We start from the raw sequence: 13143 nt of genomic DNA, 5'->3' as shown, positions 1-13143 counted from the left end.
TGACCCCTCAGGCCCGGCCCGCCGGGGGCTGCCCCCCAAGCCACGCCCGCCGAGGGCTGATCACCCCAGGCCCCCACGCCCGCCGGGGGCTGATTCCCCACCCCGCCCCTTCCCGAATCGGGGGCTCCGCCCCCGGCCCCGGACGCCCTTCGGGCGTGTCCTCAAGCGCCGGACGGGCTGGAAAATCCAGCCCGTCCGGCGCTTGAGGACCGGGGTCCGGGGCGGAGCCCCGGTGGGGGTGTGGGGGCGGAGCCCCGGTGGGGGTGTGGGGGCGGAGCCCCCGTGGTGGGGGGCCGGGGGTGTCCTCCGGTTCGGGGAGGGGCGGGGTGGGGAACGAAAGCCGGCCGCTGCCGCACCCCTTGACACCACATCAGCACCCCCATACCTTCCACGCAACCGCTTCCGAGAATTATCGGGCTACTTCCGGAAGGCACACGATGCGCATACCTCGGTCAAGGTCCAGGTCAAGGTCCAGGTCAAGGTCAAAGTCCACCCTCCGCGCGTCCACCCTGACAGCCGCCGCGCTGCTGGTCGGAACAGCACTCACCGGCTGCGGAAGCGGCGGGCCCGGGGGTTCGGATGACGGCTCCCTCGACGTCTGGGTCTACCAGGACGCCTCGACCAAGGTGCAGCGCGAGGTCGTCAAGCGGTTCAACAAGACCTCCGACATCAAGGTGAAGCTCACCCAGGTGCCCGGCGAGGGCTACTCGGACAAGATGCGCACCTCCATGGGCACGCCCAACGCCCCGGACGTCTTCTTCAACTGGGGCGGCGGCAGCATCAGCGACTTCGTCAAGAAGGACATGCTGCTCGACCTGGACCCGTCGATGGCCAAGGACCCGGAGCTGAAGAAGGCGTTCATCCCCACGATCCTCGACGCGGGCGCGATCGACGGAAAGCACTACGGGATCCCCATGCGCGGGATGCAGCCGGTGATCCTCTTCTACAACAAGGACGTCTTCGAGAAGGCAGGGGCCCAGCCCCCGAAGTCCTGGGACGATCTGCTGACGCTCATCGACACGTTCAAGGACAAGGGCGTCACCCCCTTCGCGCTGGCCGGCACCGACGCCTGGACCGAGCTGATGTGGGTGGAGTACCTGGTGGACCGTTACGGCGGGGCCGGGGTGTTCCAGAAGATCCAGAGCCAGGGCATGGCGGCGTGGGACGACCCGGCGGTGCTCAAGGCCGCGCAGACCGTCAGGGACCTGGTCGGCCGGGGCGCGTTCGGCAAGAACTACAAGTCGGTGAACTACACCGCCGACGGGGCCTCGACGCTCTTCGCCAAGGGCAAGGCGGCCATGCATCTGATGGGCAGCTGGGAGTACGCCAACCAGAAGGCCAACCAGCCCGCGTTCGCCAAGTCGGGGCTCGGCTGGACCACCTTCCCGGCGGTCCCCGGCGGCAGCGGTGACCCCAAGAGTGTCGTCGGCAACCCGACCAACTACTGGTCGGTCAACGCCAAGGTGAAGGGCGACAAGCAGAAGACGGCGATCGAGTTCGTGAAGTTCGCGGCGAAGCAGGACTACTCCAAGGACCTGATCGCCAACGGTGACGTCCCCACCACCTCCGACGCCACCTCCCTGCTCGCCGAGCACGAGAACCCCGACTACGCGCGGTTCCAGTACGACCTGGTCAAGCAGGCCCCCGACTTCACGCTCTCCTGGGACCAGGCACTGCCCGCCAAGTACACCCCGCCGCTGCACACCGCCGTGCAGAAGCTGTTCAACGGGCAGCTCAGCCCGACCGGGTTCATCGACGCCCTGAAGGGCATGTGATGGCGGACGCCGCGACGAGCGGGCGGCGCCCGGCGCGCGAAGCGCGCCAAAGCGTCGGCCGGGCCGGGGTCGGCCGGCCCGGCGTCGTCTGGGCGCTCCCCGGCGCGCTGTTCTTCGTCTTCTTCGCGGTGGCGCCGATGGTCCTGGTCGGCGCCCTCGCCTTCACCGACTGGGACGGCATCGGCACCCCGAGCTGGACCGGGATGAGCAACTGGTCCCGGCTGTGGGACGACCCGGAGACCCATCAGGCCATCTGGCTCAGCCTGATCCTCACCGTGCTGACCTGGGTGTTCCAGACCCCGCTCGCCCTGCTGCTGGGCGTATGGGCGGCCGGGCGGCAGCGCAACCGGGCCGTGCTGTCGGCCATCTTCTTCCTGCCGCTGCTCGGCTCCTCCGTGGCACTCGCGCTGGTCTGGAAGTCGCTGCTGGACCCCAACTTCGGTCTGATCGCCGACATCGGGCCCGCCCTGGGCTTCGCGGACGGCGATCTGCTCGGCAGTTCCAAGGGCGCCTTCGGGGCGATCCTCTTCGTCACCGCCTGGCAGTTCATCCCGCTGCACACGCTGATCTATCAGGGCGGCGCCCGCGCCATCCCGCGCTCGCTCTACGACGCGGCGGCGATCGACGGCGCCGGGACCGTACGGCAGTTCTTCTCGATCACCCTCCCCCAGCTGCGCAACACCATCGTCACCTCCTCGGTGATCATGGTGGTGGGCGCGCTGACCTTCTTCGACACCGTCCTGATCCTCACCAAGGGCGGGCCGGGCACGGACACCACGATCGTGCCGTATCTGATGTACAAGAACGGCTTCCAGGCGTTCGACCTCGGCTACGCCAGCGCGGTCGCCACCATCCTCGTCGTGGTCGCCACCACCGTCTCGCTGCTGCTGGTGCGGCTCACCGGCTTCGCCGCGATGCGCAGCACCCGGGAGGGGATGTGACCGACGTCCTGCACGACCACCCGAATCCTCACCCGAACCGCCCCCTGAACGGCGTCCGTACGCCGAACAAGACCCCGGCGGCACCTCGCCCCCGCCTCCGCCGCCGGGGTCTGCCCCGCTGGAACTACCCCGCGGGGCTCGGTTCCCTGATCTGGCTCGGCATCGTCGGACTGCCCCTGTACGTCCTGGTGGCCGCCACCTTCCAGACCCGCGACGGCTATATCGACGACGGCCCGCTGGCCCTGCCCGACCATCCGACGCTCGCCAACTACCGGCGGGTGCTGCGCTCCGACTTCCTCTCCTACCTCCTCAACACCGCGCTGGTCACGGCCGTGTGCGCGGCGATCGTGATCACGCTGTCGGTGACCGTCGGCTACACCGTCGTCCGCACCCGCGGCCGGGCCTCCCGCCGGATCTTCCAGATCTTCCTGCTGGGTCTCGCGATCCCCTCCCAGGCGGTGGTGATCCCGGTCTATCTGGTCATCACCAAGCTCCATCTGTACGACACCCTGCTCGCGGTGATCCTGCCGACCGCCGCGTTCTCCCTCCCGGTCAGCGTGCTGATCCTGGTCGGCACGATGCGCGACATCGACGAGGAGCTGTACGAGTCGATGGCGCTGGACGGGGCGAGCCCGACCCGGGTGCTGCTCCAGCTCGTGGTGCCGCTGTCGCGGTCCGGGATCTCCACGGTCGGGGTGATGTCGGCGCTGCACGCCTGGAACGGCTTCCTCTTCCCACTGCTGCTCACCCAGTCCAAGAGCAACCGGCTGCTGACCCTGGGGCTGTACGACTACGTGGGCGAGTTCCGGGTGGACACCCCGGCGCTGCTCACCGCCGTGGTGCTCTCCATCGTCCCGATCTTCCTGGTCTATCTCTTCGCCCGCCGTCAGCTGATCAGTGGGCTGATGGGCGTGGGCGGCAAATAGGCCTCCCGCGCGTGGTACGCGAGCCGTTCTCCCACCCCGCCGTCCTCCCCCCGACAAGGAGCTTCATGCCTCAGCCCTGGCAGGACACCTCCCTCTCCGCCGAGGACCGCGCGGCGGCCCTGCTCTCCTCGATGACGCTGGAGGAGAAGCTCGCCCAACTCGTCGGCGTATGGCCGGGATCCGAGGCCGAGGAGGGCGAGGACGTCGCCCCGCTCCAGCACGAGGTGTCCGAGGCCGTGGACCTCGACGGCCTCCTCCCGCACGGCATCGGCCAGCTGACCCGCCCCTTCGGCACCTCCCCCGTCGAACCGGCCGAGGGCGCCGCCGCGCTCGCCCGCCTCCAGGCCCGGATCGCCGCCGGGAACCGCTTCGGGATCCCGGCGCTGGCCCATGAGGAGTGTCTGACCGGCTTCTTCGCCTGGCGCGCCACCGTCTTCCCCACCCCGCTCGCCTGGGGCGCGTCCTTCGACCCGGCGCTGGTGGGGCGGGCGGCCGGGCTGATCGGCGGTTCGCTGCGGTCGGCCGGTATCCACCAGGGTCTTGCCCCGGTGCTGGACGTGGTGCGGGACCCGCGCTGGGGCCGTACGGAGGAGTCCATCGGCGAGGACCCGTATCTGGTCGCGACCATCGGCACCGCGTACGTCCACGGCCTGGAGTCCGCCGGGATCGTCGCCACCCTCAAGCACTTCGCGGGCTACGCCGCCTCCCGGGGCGGCCGCAACCACGCACCGGTCTCCATCGGCCCCCGGGAACTGGCCGATGTCATCCTGCCGCCCTTCGAACTGGCGGTACGGGACGGGGGCGCGCGGTCGGTCATGCACGCCTACAACGACCTCGACGGTGTGCCCTCGGCCGCCAACCCCTGGCTGCTGACCGAACTGCTCCGCGACACCTGGGGCTTCACCGGCACCGTCGTCTCCGACTACTTCGGGGTGTCCTTCCTGGAGCTGGCCCACCGGGTGGCCGACACCCGGGGCGGCGCGGCCGGGCTCGCCCTGGCGGCCGGTGTGGATGTGGAGCTGCCCGCGGTGCGCTGCTTCGGCACCCCGCTGCGGGAGGCGGTGCTGGCCGGGGAGGTGGACGAGGCGCTGGTGGACCGGGCGGCGCTGCGGGTGCTGCGGCAGAAGTGCGAGCTGGGGCTGCTGGATACGGACTGGTCGCCGATGCCCTCGGCGCTCGCGGGGGCTGTGGACTCCGCGGGGACCGTCGATCTCGACCCCCCGGAGATGCGGGCCGTCGCGCGGGAGCTCGCCGAGGAGTCGGTGGTGCTGCTCGCCGACGACGGCGATGTGCTGCCGCTCGCGCCGGACGCCCGGATCGCGGTGGTCGGCCCGCTCGCCGACGACCCCGCCGCCATGCTCGGCTGCTACACCTTCCCCCGCCATGTCGGGGTGGAACACCCCGGACTGCCCCTGGGCATCGAGGTGCCGACGCTCTTCGCCGCGCTGCGCGCCGAGCTGCCCGGTGCGCGGATCACCCATGCCGAGGGGTGCGCCGCGCCCGGCCCGGCCGTGTCCGCCGGGGACGCGGGGGGCGCTGGGGGCGCGGCCTCGGCCGGTGCGGCGGCGCTCACCGCCGAGAGCCGGCTGGCGCAGGCGGCCCGGACGGCGGCGGACGCGGATGTGTGCGTCGCGGTGCTGGGTGACCGCTCGGGTCTGTTCGGCCGGGGCACCTCGGGCGAGGGCTGTGACGCCGCCGACCTCGAACTCCCCGGTGAGCAGGGGGCGTTGCTGGACACGCTGGTGGCCACCGGCACCCCCGTCGTGCTGGTGCTGTTCACCGGACGGCCGTACGCCCTCGGCCGCTGGTCGCGCCTGCTGGCCGCCGCCGTGCAGGCGTTCTTCCCCGGTGAGGAGGGCGGCCCGGCGGTCGCCGGGGTGCTGAGCGGCCGCGTCAACCCCTCGGGCCGACTGCCGGTGAGCGTTCCGTACGCGCCCGGCGGCCAGCCCTGGACGTACGCACAACCGCCGCTCGGGCTGCGCGGCGACGCCAGCTCGATCGACCCGACCCCGCTCTTCCCCTTCGGCCATGGGCTGTCCTACACCTCGTTCGCCTGGGAGCGCCCGGCGGCCGACGCGGCCGATGTGCCGACCGACGGGGAGACCACGGTCCGGCTGACCGTGCGCAACACCGGCGACCGGGCCGGGACCGAGGTCGTACAGCTCTACCTGCACGATCCGGTGGCCCGTATCGCCCGGCCGGTGTCCCGGCTGATCGGTTACGCACGGGTGCCGCTGCGGCCGGGCGAGTCCGCCGAGGTCCACTTCGCCTTCCACGCCGACCTCGCCTCGTATCCGCTGGGCGCCGATGGCACGCGGGTGGTGGAACCGGGCGCCCTGGAGCTGCGGCTGGCCTCCTCCAGCGCCGAGTCCGACGTACGGCACACCGTGCCGCTGACGCTGACCGGGCCCGAGCGCACGGTGGACCACCGGCGGCGGATGGTGTGCGAGGTGCGGGTGAAGTAGGGGCGGGGCCGGTTCAGGCCGGCCTCTCGCCCTTCTCCACCAGCGACCAGGCGTGGGCGAACCGTTCGGGCAGGGTGCGGGTGGGCAGCGGCAGCGGATTCTCCAGCCGCCGGTTGTAGGAGCGCCGCACCCCGAGCAGCTCCGCCTTCCACTCCTCCATGGGCTGGTACGGCTTCTTGGCGTGGATCCACTCGCCCGGCAGGAAGACCTGACGGCCCGCCCGGGGGCGCTTGTCCTCGATGACGCGACCGCGCTCGACCAGCGCGGCGGCGGCCTTCTGGTGCCGGGCGGTCTTCCAGCCGTTCCAGGTGCGGACGTTCCGGTCGGTCGGGGCGGGCAGGGCCAGCAGCTGGAGGTAGAGCGCCGCCGCGTCCTCGTCGAGGCCGAGCGCGTCGGCGACCCGCGCCAGGCGCGGGAGCTCGCCGGGGTCGAGATCGGCGAAGGCCCGGTCCCGGTAGGTCGGTTGGCCGTCCGCCGCGCGCCGCCCCGCCGTGGGCCCTACGGGACGAGGTGGCGGGCGAGGACCGCGAGGGCGTCGGCCACCTCGCGCAGACGGTGCGGGTCGTCGGTGCCGAGGGCAGCGGCCAAGGCGGCGTCGACGGTCGTGGCGCGGACCTGCTCGACGCGGGCGGAGGGCTCCGCGGCGGGACTGATGAGAACGCGGCGGCGATCGGCGGGGTCGGGGGCTACGGTGATCGCCCCCGCCTCCTTCAGGCGGGCGACGGCGGTGGAGATCTGACTCTGCGGCAGTCCAGTGCGGGCCGCGATGTCCCCCACGGTGGTGCCGGGGTGTGCGGCCACGTCGCTGGCAGCGATCAACACCAGGCGCGCGCTGCCCTTATGGCGGTCGGCGCCGCCGGGAGGCTCGGGCATGGCGTCCTCACCGATCTTCATCAGCGTGCGGCCCAGAAGGAAGAGTTCAACTCCGTTCACACCCCGATGATAGTCGATCCATCGGATTCGATGCATCCATATTGATGCATCGAATCCGATGGATTAGCGTGACGCGTGGCCGTCAACGACCGAGACGAGGGGGAGCCCATGACGAACGACGAAACCACGCACACCGGCACCGTCCGCGCGCCCGGAGCCACACTCCACTACCAACTGCGCGGGCACGGACCCACCTTGGTCATCGGGCAGAGCGGCGAGGGGGACGCCGACCGCACTGTCGACCTCGTCGCGCACCTCGCGGACACGCACACGGTGATCACCTACGACCGGCGGGGCCTGTCCCGGAGCCGACTCGACGACCCGTCACGCGGGGCGACGCTCGCCGAGCACGCGGACGACGCGGCACTCCTGCTCGCGACGGTGGCATCCGAACCGGCCGCCATGCTCGGATGCAGCCTCGGCGCCGTCATCGGCCTGCACCTCGCGGTGCGGCACCCGGACCGGATCCACACGCTGATCGCCCACGAGCCCGTCGCACCCCGGCTGCTGCCCGCCGCCGAACGGGCTCACCATGAACACGAACTCGCCGACCTGCGGCGGCTCTACGCACGTTCCGGCCTCGCCGCGACCCTCCCGGAGATCGCCCGCGTCCTCGGCATCGACACCAGCGGACGCGACGCCGAACCCGGTCCGACCCCGCAGCCGCTCAACGACCTGCGCCGCGCCAACTTCGACTACTTCATCCGTCACGACTTCACCGCGGTGCTCGAAGACACCCTCGACACGGCCGCCCTCGCGGCCACGCCCACCCGCATCGTCCCCGCCGTCGGCCGCACCACCCCCAAGGGCGTCTTCGACCGCCGCTGCGCCTACGCCCTCGCGGACGCGCTCGGCACCGACGTCGTGGAACTGCCCGGCGGCCACAACGGCAACACCAGCCACCCGTCCGCCTACGCGGCGAGCCTGCGTGACCTGCTCGCGACTCACGTCCACGCGGCTCAGCCATGACGGCTCCACTCAAGCCGCCGCGGCTCCGCCACCAGAAATCACTTGATGCATTAGTTGCGTCAGATCAAGCATTTTCCGGAGGGGTACCGGGAGGGACGGGATCGAGTGCGGCGTCGGACCACCGAAACACCTCCGGGCGTAGCCCCACATCGCGCCCACCGGAATATCGTCCCACCGCCCGCAGTCCGGCGGGACCCCGGCCGCCGAGTACGGAAGCCGCCACCCGCCCGGCCACCAGCGGCCGGAGGACGGCGACGGCACCGCGCCCCCACCCCCTGCCCCGCTGCTCAATCGCGCCGAAGGCGCGAGACGGCGCCGCACCCGGCCGAGCCGAGCAGCCTGGCCGCCCGCCTAGAGTTGCGAAGCCCCTCCGTCGACAGGAAACTCCGTTCCCGTCGAGAAGGTCGCACCGAACGCCAAGTACGCCACCGCGGCGGCCACTTCCTCGGACGCCCCCAGCCGCTGCATCGGGTTGGTGCTCCGGTAGGTGTCCTTCATCGTCTCGACGACGTCGGCGGGCAAGGAGCGGTCCAGGATGCCCGAGTCGATCGGTCCGGGGCTCACGGCATTGACGCGCACCTTGCGCGGCAGCAGCTCGCGGGCCAGGGTGCGCGTCATCGACCGCAGGGCCGCCTTGCTCGCCGAGTAGACACTGAGCGCGTCGAGGCCCAGGACGTTCACCACCGACGTGGTGAGGACCACGCCGCTTCCCTCGCGCAACAGCGGCGCCAACGCCTGCACCGTGAAGTACGGGCCCTTGGCGTTGATGCCGAACAGCGCGTCGTACATCTCCTCCGTCGTCGAGTCGAACGGCGCGGACGCGGTGACACCGGCGTTGACGAACAGCGCGTCCACCGCGCCGAACCGCTCCTGGACCGTGTCGGCCAGCGCCTTGATGTCCGTCGCTGAGCCGCCAGATCCAGCGGCTGGAGGCTCAGCTCGGTGTCCGGCTCTTCGACCGCTCGCCGCAGGGCAGCAGCCTCACCGACGCCGGTCAGGCCTTCCTTCCCAGGGCCCGGATACTGCTCCAGGAGGCCGAGCAAGCCGCCCGCACGGCCAGAGCCGCCGTCCAGCCCCGTACCATCACCGTCGGCTGTGCCGAAGGACTGGTCATCACCGCCTGTGTGCAGGAACTGCGCCGCCGGCACCCCGACGGCCAGGTCCGCACCCGGCACCTCGACTGGCGGGACACGCGCGCCCTCGCCGAAGGGCGGGTCGACGCCCTCGTCGCGTACAGGCCCCTGCCCTTGCCCACGGACGGCTTCCGGGTGACCAAGCTCCATGAGGAGTCGCGGGTACTCGTCACATCGGCGAGTCATCATCTGGCGAACGAGAAGACCGTCAGCCTGCGGGCTCTGTCGGACGAGGAACTGGTGGCCTGCGCCAGCACTCCGGTTGTCTGGAGCACGCCCAAGCCCGTCGGCGACCGCCCGGCACCACCCCCGCCCGCGATGGACGACAGCTACGAGGACAAGCTGGAACTCATCGCCACCGGCCACTGTGTCGCGATCTTCCCGGCCGGCGATCGACGCGCCGCCGTGCGCGAGGACATCGCCCTGGTGCCCGTCATCGACATCGATCCCTGCGAGGTCGTGCTCGTCACGCGCGCTGACGACCCCAACCCGCTGCTCGGGTCACTGGAAGACGTCGCCCGTACATGGCTCGGCGGACTCGCACCTTCATCACCCCGCCCTTAGGCTGTCGCCGGACACAGGGGCTACCGGCGCGTAGCGCAGGCCGCGACAGACACGGCAGACGCGGCAGGCAGACGCGACAGACGCGACAGACCGCGAAGGAGCGCGTGATGAAGGGCTGGACCGCGAGCGACATCCCCGATCAGACCGGCCGCACCGCCGTCGTGACCGGCGCCAACAGCGGGCTCGGCTTCGTCACCGCCCGGGAGTTGGCGCGCCGCGGTGCGCGGGTGGTGCTCGGGTGCCGCAGCGAGCAGCGTGGAGCCGAGGCCGCGGAGCGGATCCGGGCGCAGGCGCCGGGTGCGCGGGTGGAGGTCGAGCCGCTCGACCTCGCCGATCTGACGTCCGTACGGGCCTTCGCGGCCGAGCACAAGGGCGACCGGCTCGATCTGCTGATCAACAACGCGGGCGTGATGGCCCTCCCGCACCGCAGGACCGCCGATGGCTTCGAGATGCAGTTCGGCGTCAACCACCTGGGCCACTTCGCGCTGACCGGGCTGCTGCTGCCGAAGCTGCTGGAGGCGGGCCCGGGGGCGCGGGTGGTCACCGTCTCCAGCTTTATGCACATGCTGGGGACGGTGGATCCGCGCGACCTGAACATGGAGCGGGGGTACCGGCGTTGGGTCGCCTACGCCCGCTCCAAGTCCGCCAATCTCCTCTTCACCCACGAGCTCGCCCACCGGCTGCGCGCCACGGGCGTCCGCTTGGTGGCGGCCGCCGCGCACCCCGGCTACGCCGCGACCAACCTCATGTCCGCCGCGCCGAAGATGGAGGGCCACCGGGCGAAGGAGCGGTTCATGGAGATCGGCAACCGCTACTTCGCCCAGAGCCCGGAGCAGGGCACGCTTCCCGTCCTGTACGCGGCGACCGGGCCGGACGTACGCCAGGACGACTTCTTCGGCCCGCCGCTCCAGGGGCTGTGGCGCGGCGCCCCCGTCCGCTCGGCCCGCGCCAAGTGGACGCTCAGCGACACGGCGGGGCGGGGGCTGTGGGCCGCGTCCGAGCGGCTGACGGGGGTGCGGTACGAGGCGCTCGCGAGCTGAGGCTGAGGCTCGCGGGCTGAGGCTGAGGCTCGGGAGCTGAGCCACGTCCGCCGCTTTCGAGCCGAGCCGTCCCGCCTCAGCGCACGGTGATGACCAGCTTGCCCGTGGTGCGGCCCGTCTCCCCCTGGACATGGGCCCGGGCGCCTTCGGCGAGGGGGAAGGTGCCGGAGACGTGGGCGCGGAGCCTGCCCCGCTCGACGAGTTCGGCGATGGCGCGCATCCCGGCCTGGTCGTGCTCGACGAGCAGGGTGACGGCGCGGACCTGTGCCTTCTCCGCCGCGGCCCGGGTGTCCTCGGCGCCCGGCAGCACGGAGACGAGGGTGCCGCCGGGGCGGAGCACGCCCACGGAACGGGTGGCGGTCTCCCCGCCGAGGGCGTCGAGGACGACGTCGTAGCGCTCGTCGGTGTCGGTGAAGTCCTCGGAGCGGTAGTCGACGCAGGCATCCGCGCCGAGCTCGCGCAGGAAGTCGTGCTTGGGAGCGCTCGCCGTCCCGGTGACGTGCGCGCCGCGCTCCTTGGCGATCTGTACGGCGAGATGGCCGACACCGCCGGCCGCGGCGTGGATCAGCACCCGCTGCCCGGCCCGGAGGTCCGCGGTATCGACGAGGGCCTGCCAGGCGGTGAGCGCGGCCAGTGGCAGAGCGGCCGCCTGGACGTGGTCGATCCCGGCGGGCTTGGCGGCGAAGGCGCGGGTGGGGCCGGTCACGTACTCGGCGTGGGAGCCGACCCCGTACGGGTAGGGCAGCATGCCGAACACCTCGTCACCGGGCTGGAAGAGGGTGACGCCGAAGCCGGTCTCCACCACGGTGCCGGAGACGTCCCAGCCGAGGGTCAGCGGCGGGGGCGGCAGGAATCTACTCATGGCGCGGTGCTTGAAGTCCGTGGGGTTGAGCCCGGCCGCGTGCACGGCGACGAGGATCTCCCCGAGGCCGGGCGCGGGCCGCGGAAGCTCGGTCAGCCGCAGGACCTCGGGGCCGCCGAGGGCCGTCTGGTGCAGGGCGAGCATCACGGGGGCGGCGTCCGGGGCGGCGGGGCGCGCGGAGTCCGGGGCGGCGGCCGGGTCCGGGGAGGCGAGGTTCTCAGGGGTGTCCGTCGAAGTCATGCCCCGATCCTGGCTGTACGGTCCGGCCCGGGACCATGGCCAGAAGGTCAACCTTCGATACATTCCAGCCATGTGCATCGTCCCTGCCGCCCGCCGCGTTCCCAGTGCCCTCGACACCCCCGGCCCTCCGGGCACCCCCGGCACCCGCCCCGCGTCCACCGCGTCCACCGCGCCCACCGCGCCCTCCCGGGCCCGTGACCTCGCCGACCGCGCCGCCGGGCTGGACCGCCTGATGCACCCGGACCCCCGGCCCGACGCCCACAAGGTCGTCGTCCTCGCCCTCGACGGTGTCTACCCCTTCGAACTCGGCATCCCGCACCGGGTCATGGGGTCCGCCGGCGGCCGCTACGAGGTGCTGTCCGCGAGCGCGGACGGGCGTCCCGTGCGCACCGACGCGGACCTGACCGTCACCCCCGGGCACGGTCCCGAGGTGCTGGCCGAGGCGGACACCGTGGTCATCCCTCCGTACGCGATCTCCCGGGCCTCGGCCGCCGCCCCGGACCCGCAGGCCCTCGCCGCCCTGTCCCGCGTCCGCCCCGGCACCCGTCTGGTGTCCATCTGCACCGGCGCCTTCCTGCTGGCCGCCGCCGGTCTCCTGGACGGGCGGCGGGCCACCACCCACTGGGCGCTCGGCGACCACTTCCGGGAGCTGTTCCCCCGGGTCGAGCTCGACGTCGGTGTGCTCTTCGTCGACCACGGTGACGTGCTGACCTCCGCCGGGGCCGCGAGCGGTGTCGACGTCTGCCTGCACCTGGTGCGCCGGGACCACGGCAGCGAGGTGGCCAACCAGGTCGCCCGCTGCTGCGTCGTGCCGCCGTACCGGGACGGCGGGCAGGCGCAGTACATCGAGCGGCCGCTGCCGCCCGCGGGCGACACCGGCACCGGGCCGACCCGCGACTGGGCGCTGCAACGGCTGGAACTGCCGCTGTCGCTGGACGAGCTGGCCGCACACGCGGCGATGAGCACCCGTACCTTCGCCCGGCGCTTCCGGGAGGAGACCGGTCTGAGCCCCGGCCGCTGGCTGACCCAGCAGCGGCTGCGGCGGGCGCGGCACCTGCTGGAGTCCAGCGACCTGCCGGTGGAACGAGTCGCCCACGAGGTCGGCTTCGCCACCGCCACCTCGCTGCGGCGGCACCTGGCGGCGGAGGCGGGGGTCGCCCCGTCGGCGTACCGGCGCACCTTCCGTGCCCCGACTGCCCCGGCTGCCCCGGCTGCACCCGCTGCACCCGCTGCCCCGGCTGCACCGTGACCGCCACGGCGCCGAGGCATCGGGTAATGTGGCCACACCCGTACGC

At 72.4% G+C, this 13143-nt stretch carries 11 protein-coding genes and 1 pseudogene; 8 read left to right on the top strand and 4 right to left on the bottom strand.

Annotated elements, in window-relative coordinates; translation table 11 throughout:
- The first annotated feature begins 437 nt into the window (after positions 1–437).
- The 4 genes from KHP12_RS34050 (at position 438) to KHP12_RS34035 (ending at position 6107) form a co-directional block, all read left to right on the top strand.
- Complete coding sequence (locus KHP12_RS34050) at positions 438–1775, top strand: ABC transporter substrate-binding protein (RefSeq protein ID WP_210609252.1); 1338 nt, start codon at positions 438–440, stop codon at positions 1773–1775.
- Positions 1775–2716, top strand: coding sequence for a carbohydrate ABC transporter permease (locus tag KHP12_RS34045; RefSeq protein WP_210609253.1), 942 nt, complete (start codon positions 1775–1777; stop codon positions 2714–2716). The genes KHP12_RS34050 and KHP12_RS34045 overlap by 1 nt, the downstream gene beginning before the upstream one ends.
- A gap of 110 nt (positions 2717–2826) precedes the next feature.
- Entirely contained in the window at positions 2827–3642 is an 816-nt protein-coding gene (locus KHP12_RS34040) for a carbohydrate ABC transporter permease (protein ID WP_198548850.1), read from the top strand.
- 65 nt (positions 3643–3707) lie between these two features.
- Positions 3708–6107 (top strand): beta-xylosidase/alpha-l-arabinosidase, encoded by a 2400-nt coding sequence (locus KHP12_RS34035; protein WP_086884009.1) that lies wholly within the window; start codon positions 3708–3710, stop codon positions 6105–6107.
- 13 nt (positions 6108–6120) lie between these two features.
- Here KHP12_RS34035 and KHP12_RS34030 read toward each other — a convergent pair whose 3' ends face one another.
- Together KHP12_RS34030 and KHP12_RS34025 are read right to left on the bottom strand one after the other, a co-directional pair.
- The gene (locus tag KHP12_RS34030; protein ID WP_167442652.1) at positions 6121–6267 is read right to left on the bottom strand and encodes a hypothetical protein; all 147 of its coding nucleotides are present in this window, start codon (positions 6265–6267) and stop codon (positions 6121–6123) included.
- A gap of 338 nt (positions 6268–6605) precedes the next feature.
- Complete coding sequence (locus tag KHP12_RS34025; RefSeq protein WP_308016966.1) at positions 6606–7040, bottom strand: MarR family winged helix-turn-helix transcriptional regulator; 435 nt, start codon at positions 7038–7040, stop codon at positions 6606–6608.
- Between the two features lie 108 nt (positions 7041–7148).
- On the opposite strand from KHP12_RS34025, the gene KHP12_RS34020 reads away from it, so the two are divergent.
- Complete coding sequence (locus KHP12_RS34020; protein WP_211834015.1) at positions 7149–8009, top strand: alpha/beta fold hydrolase; 861 nt, start codon at positions 7149–7151, stop codon at positions 8007–8009.
- 351 nt (positions 8010–8360) lie between these two features.
- Here KHP12_RS34020 and KHP12_RS34015 read toward each other — a convergent pair.
- Positions 8361–8918: pseudogene (locus KHP12_RS34015) on the bottom strand (SDR family oxidoreductase); the annotation flags it as partial.
- On the opposite strand from KHP12_RS34015, the gene KHP12_RS34010 reads away from it, so the two are divergent.
- Positions 8915–9706, top strand: coding sequence for a LysR family transcriptional regulator (locus KHP12_RS34010; protein ID WP_308036227.1), 792 nt, complete (start codon positions 8915–8917; stop codon positions 9704–9706). The pseudogene KHP12_RS34015 and the gene KHP12_RS34010 overlap by 4 nt on opposite strands.
- 107 nt (positions 9707–9813) lie before the next feature.
- The gene (locus KHP12_RS34005; RefSeq protein ID WP_086884007.1) at positions 9814–10746 is read left to right on the top strand and encodes an oxidoreductase; all 933 of its coding nucleotides are present in this window, start codon (positions 9814–9816) and stop codon (positions 10744–10746) included.
- A gap of 76 nt (positions 10747–10822) precedes the next feature.
- Here the strand turns inward: KHP12_RS34005 and KHP12_RS34000 are convergent, their stop codons facing one another.
- Positions 10823–11848, bottom strand: a complete 1026-nt coding sequence (locus KHP12_RS34000; protein WP_210609254.1) for an NADP-dependent oxidoreductase — start codon at positions 11846–11848, stop codon at positions 10823–10825.
- 70 nt (positions 11849–11918) lie between these two features.
- On the opposite strand from KHP12_RS34000, the gene KHP12_RS33995 reads away from it, so the two are divergent.
- Positions 11919–13097: a GlxA family transcriptional regulator gene (locus tag KHP12_RS33995; RefSeq protein WP_372455248.1), complete on the top strand. Its 1179-nt coding sequence runs from the start codon at positions 11919–11921 to the stop codon at positions 13095–13097.
- The last annotated feature ends 46 nt before the right edge of the window (positions 13098–13143 follow it).

Source organism: Streptomyces asiaticus, from assembly GCF_018138715.1.
Classification (GTDB): domain Bacteria; phylum Actinomycetota; class Actinomycetes; order Streptomycetales; family Streptomycetaceae; genus Streptomyces; species Streptomyces asiaticus.
Note: the sequence above shows the minus strand (reverse complement) of the source record. Positions and strands in the feature narration are given on the sequence as shown.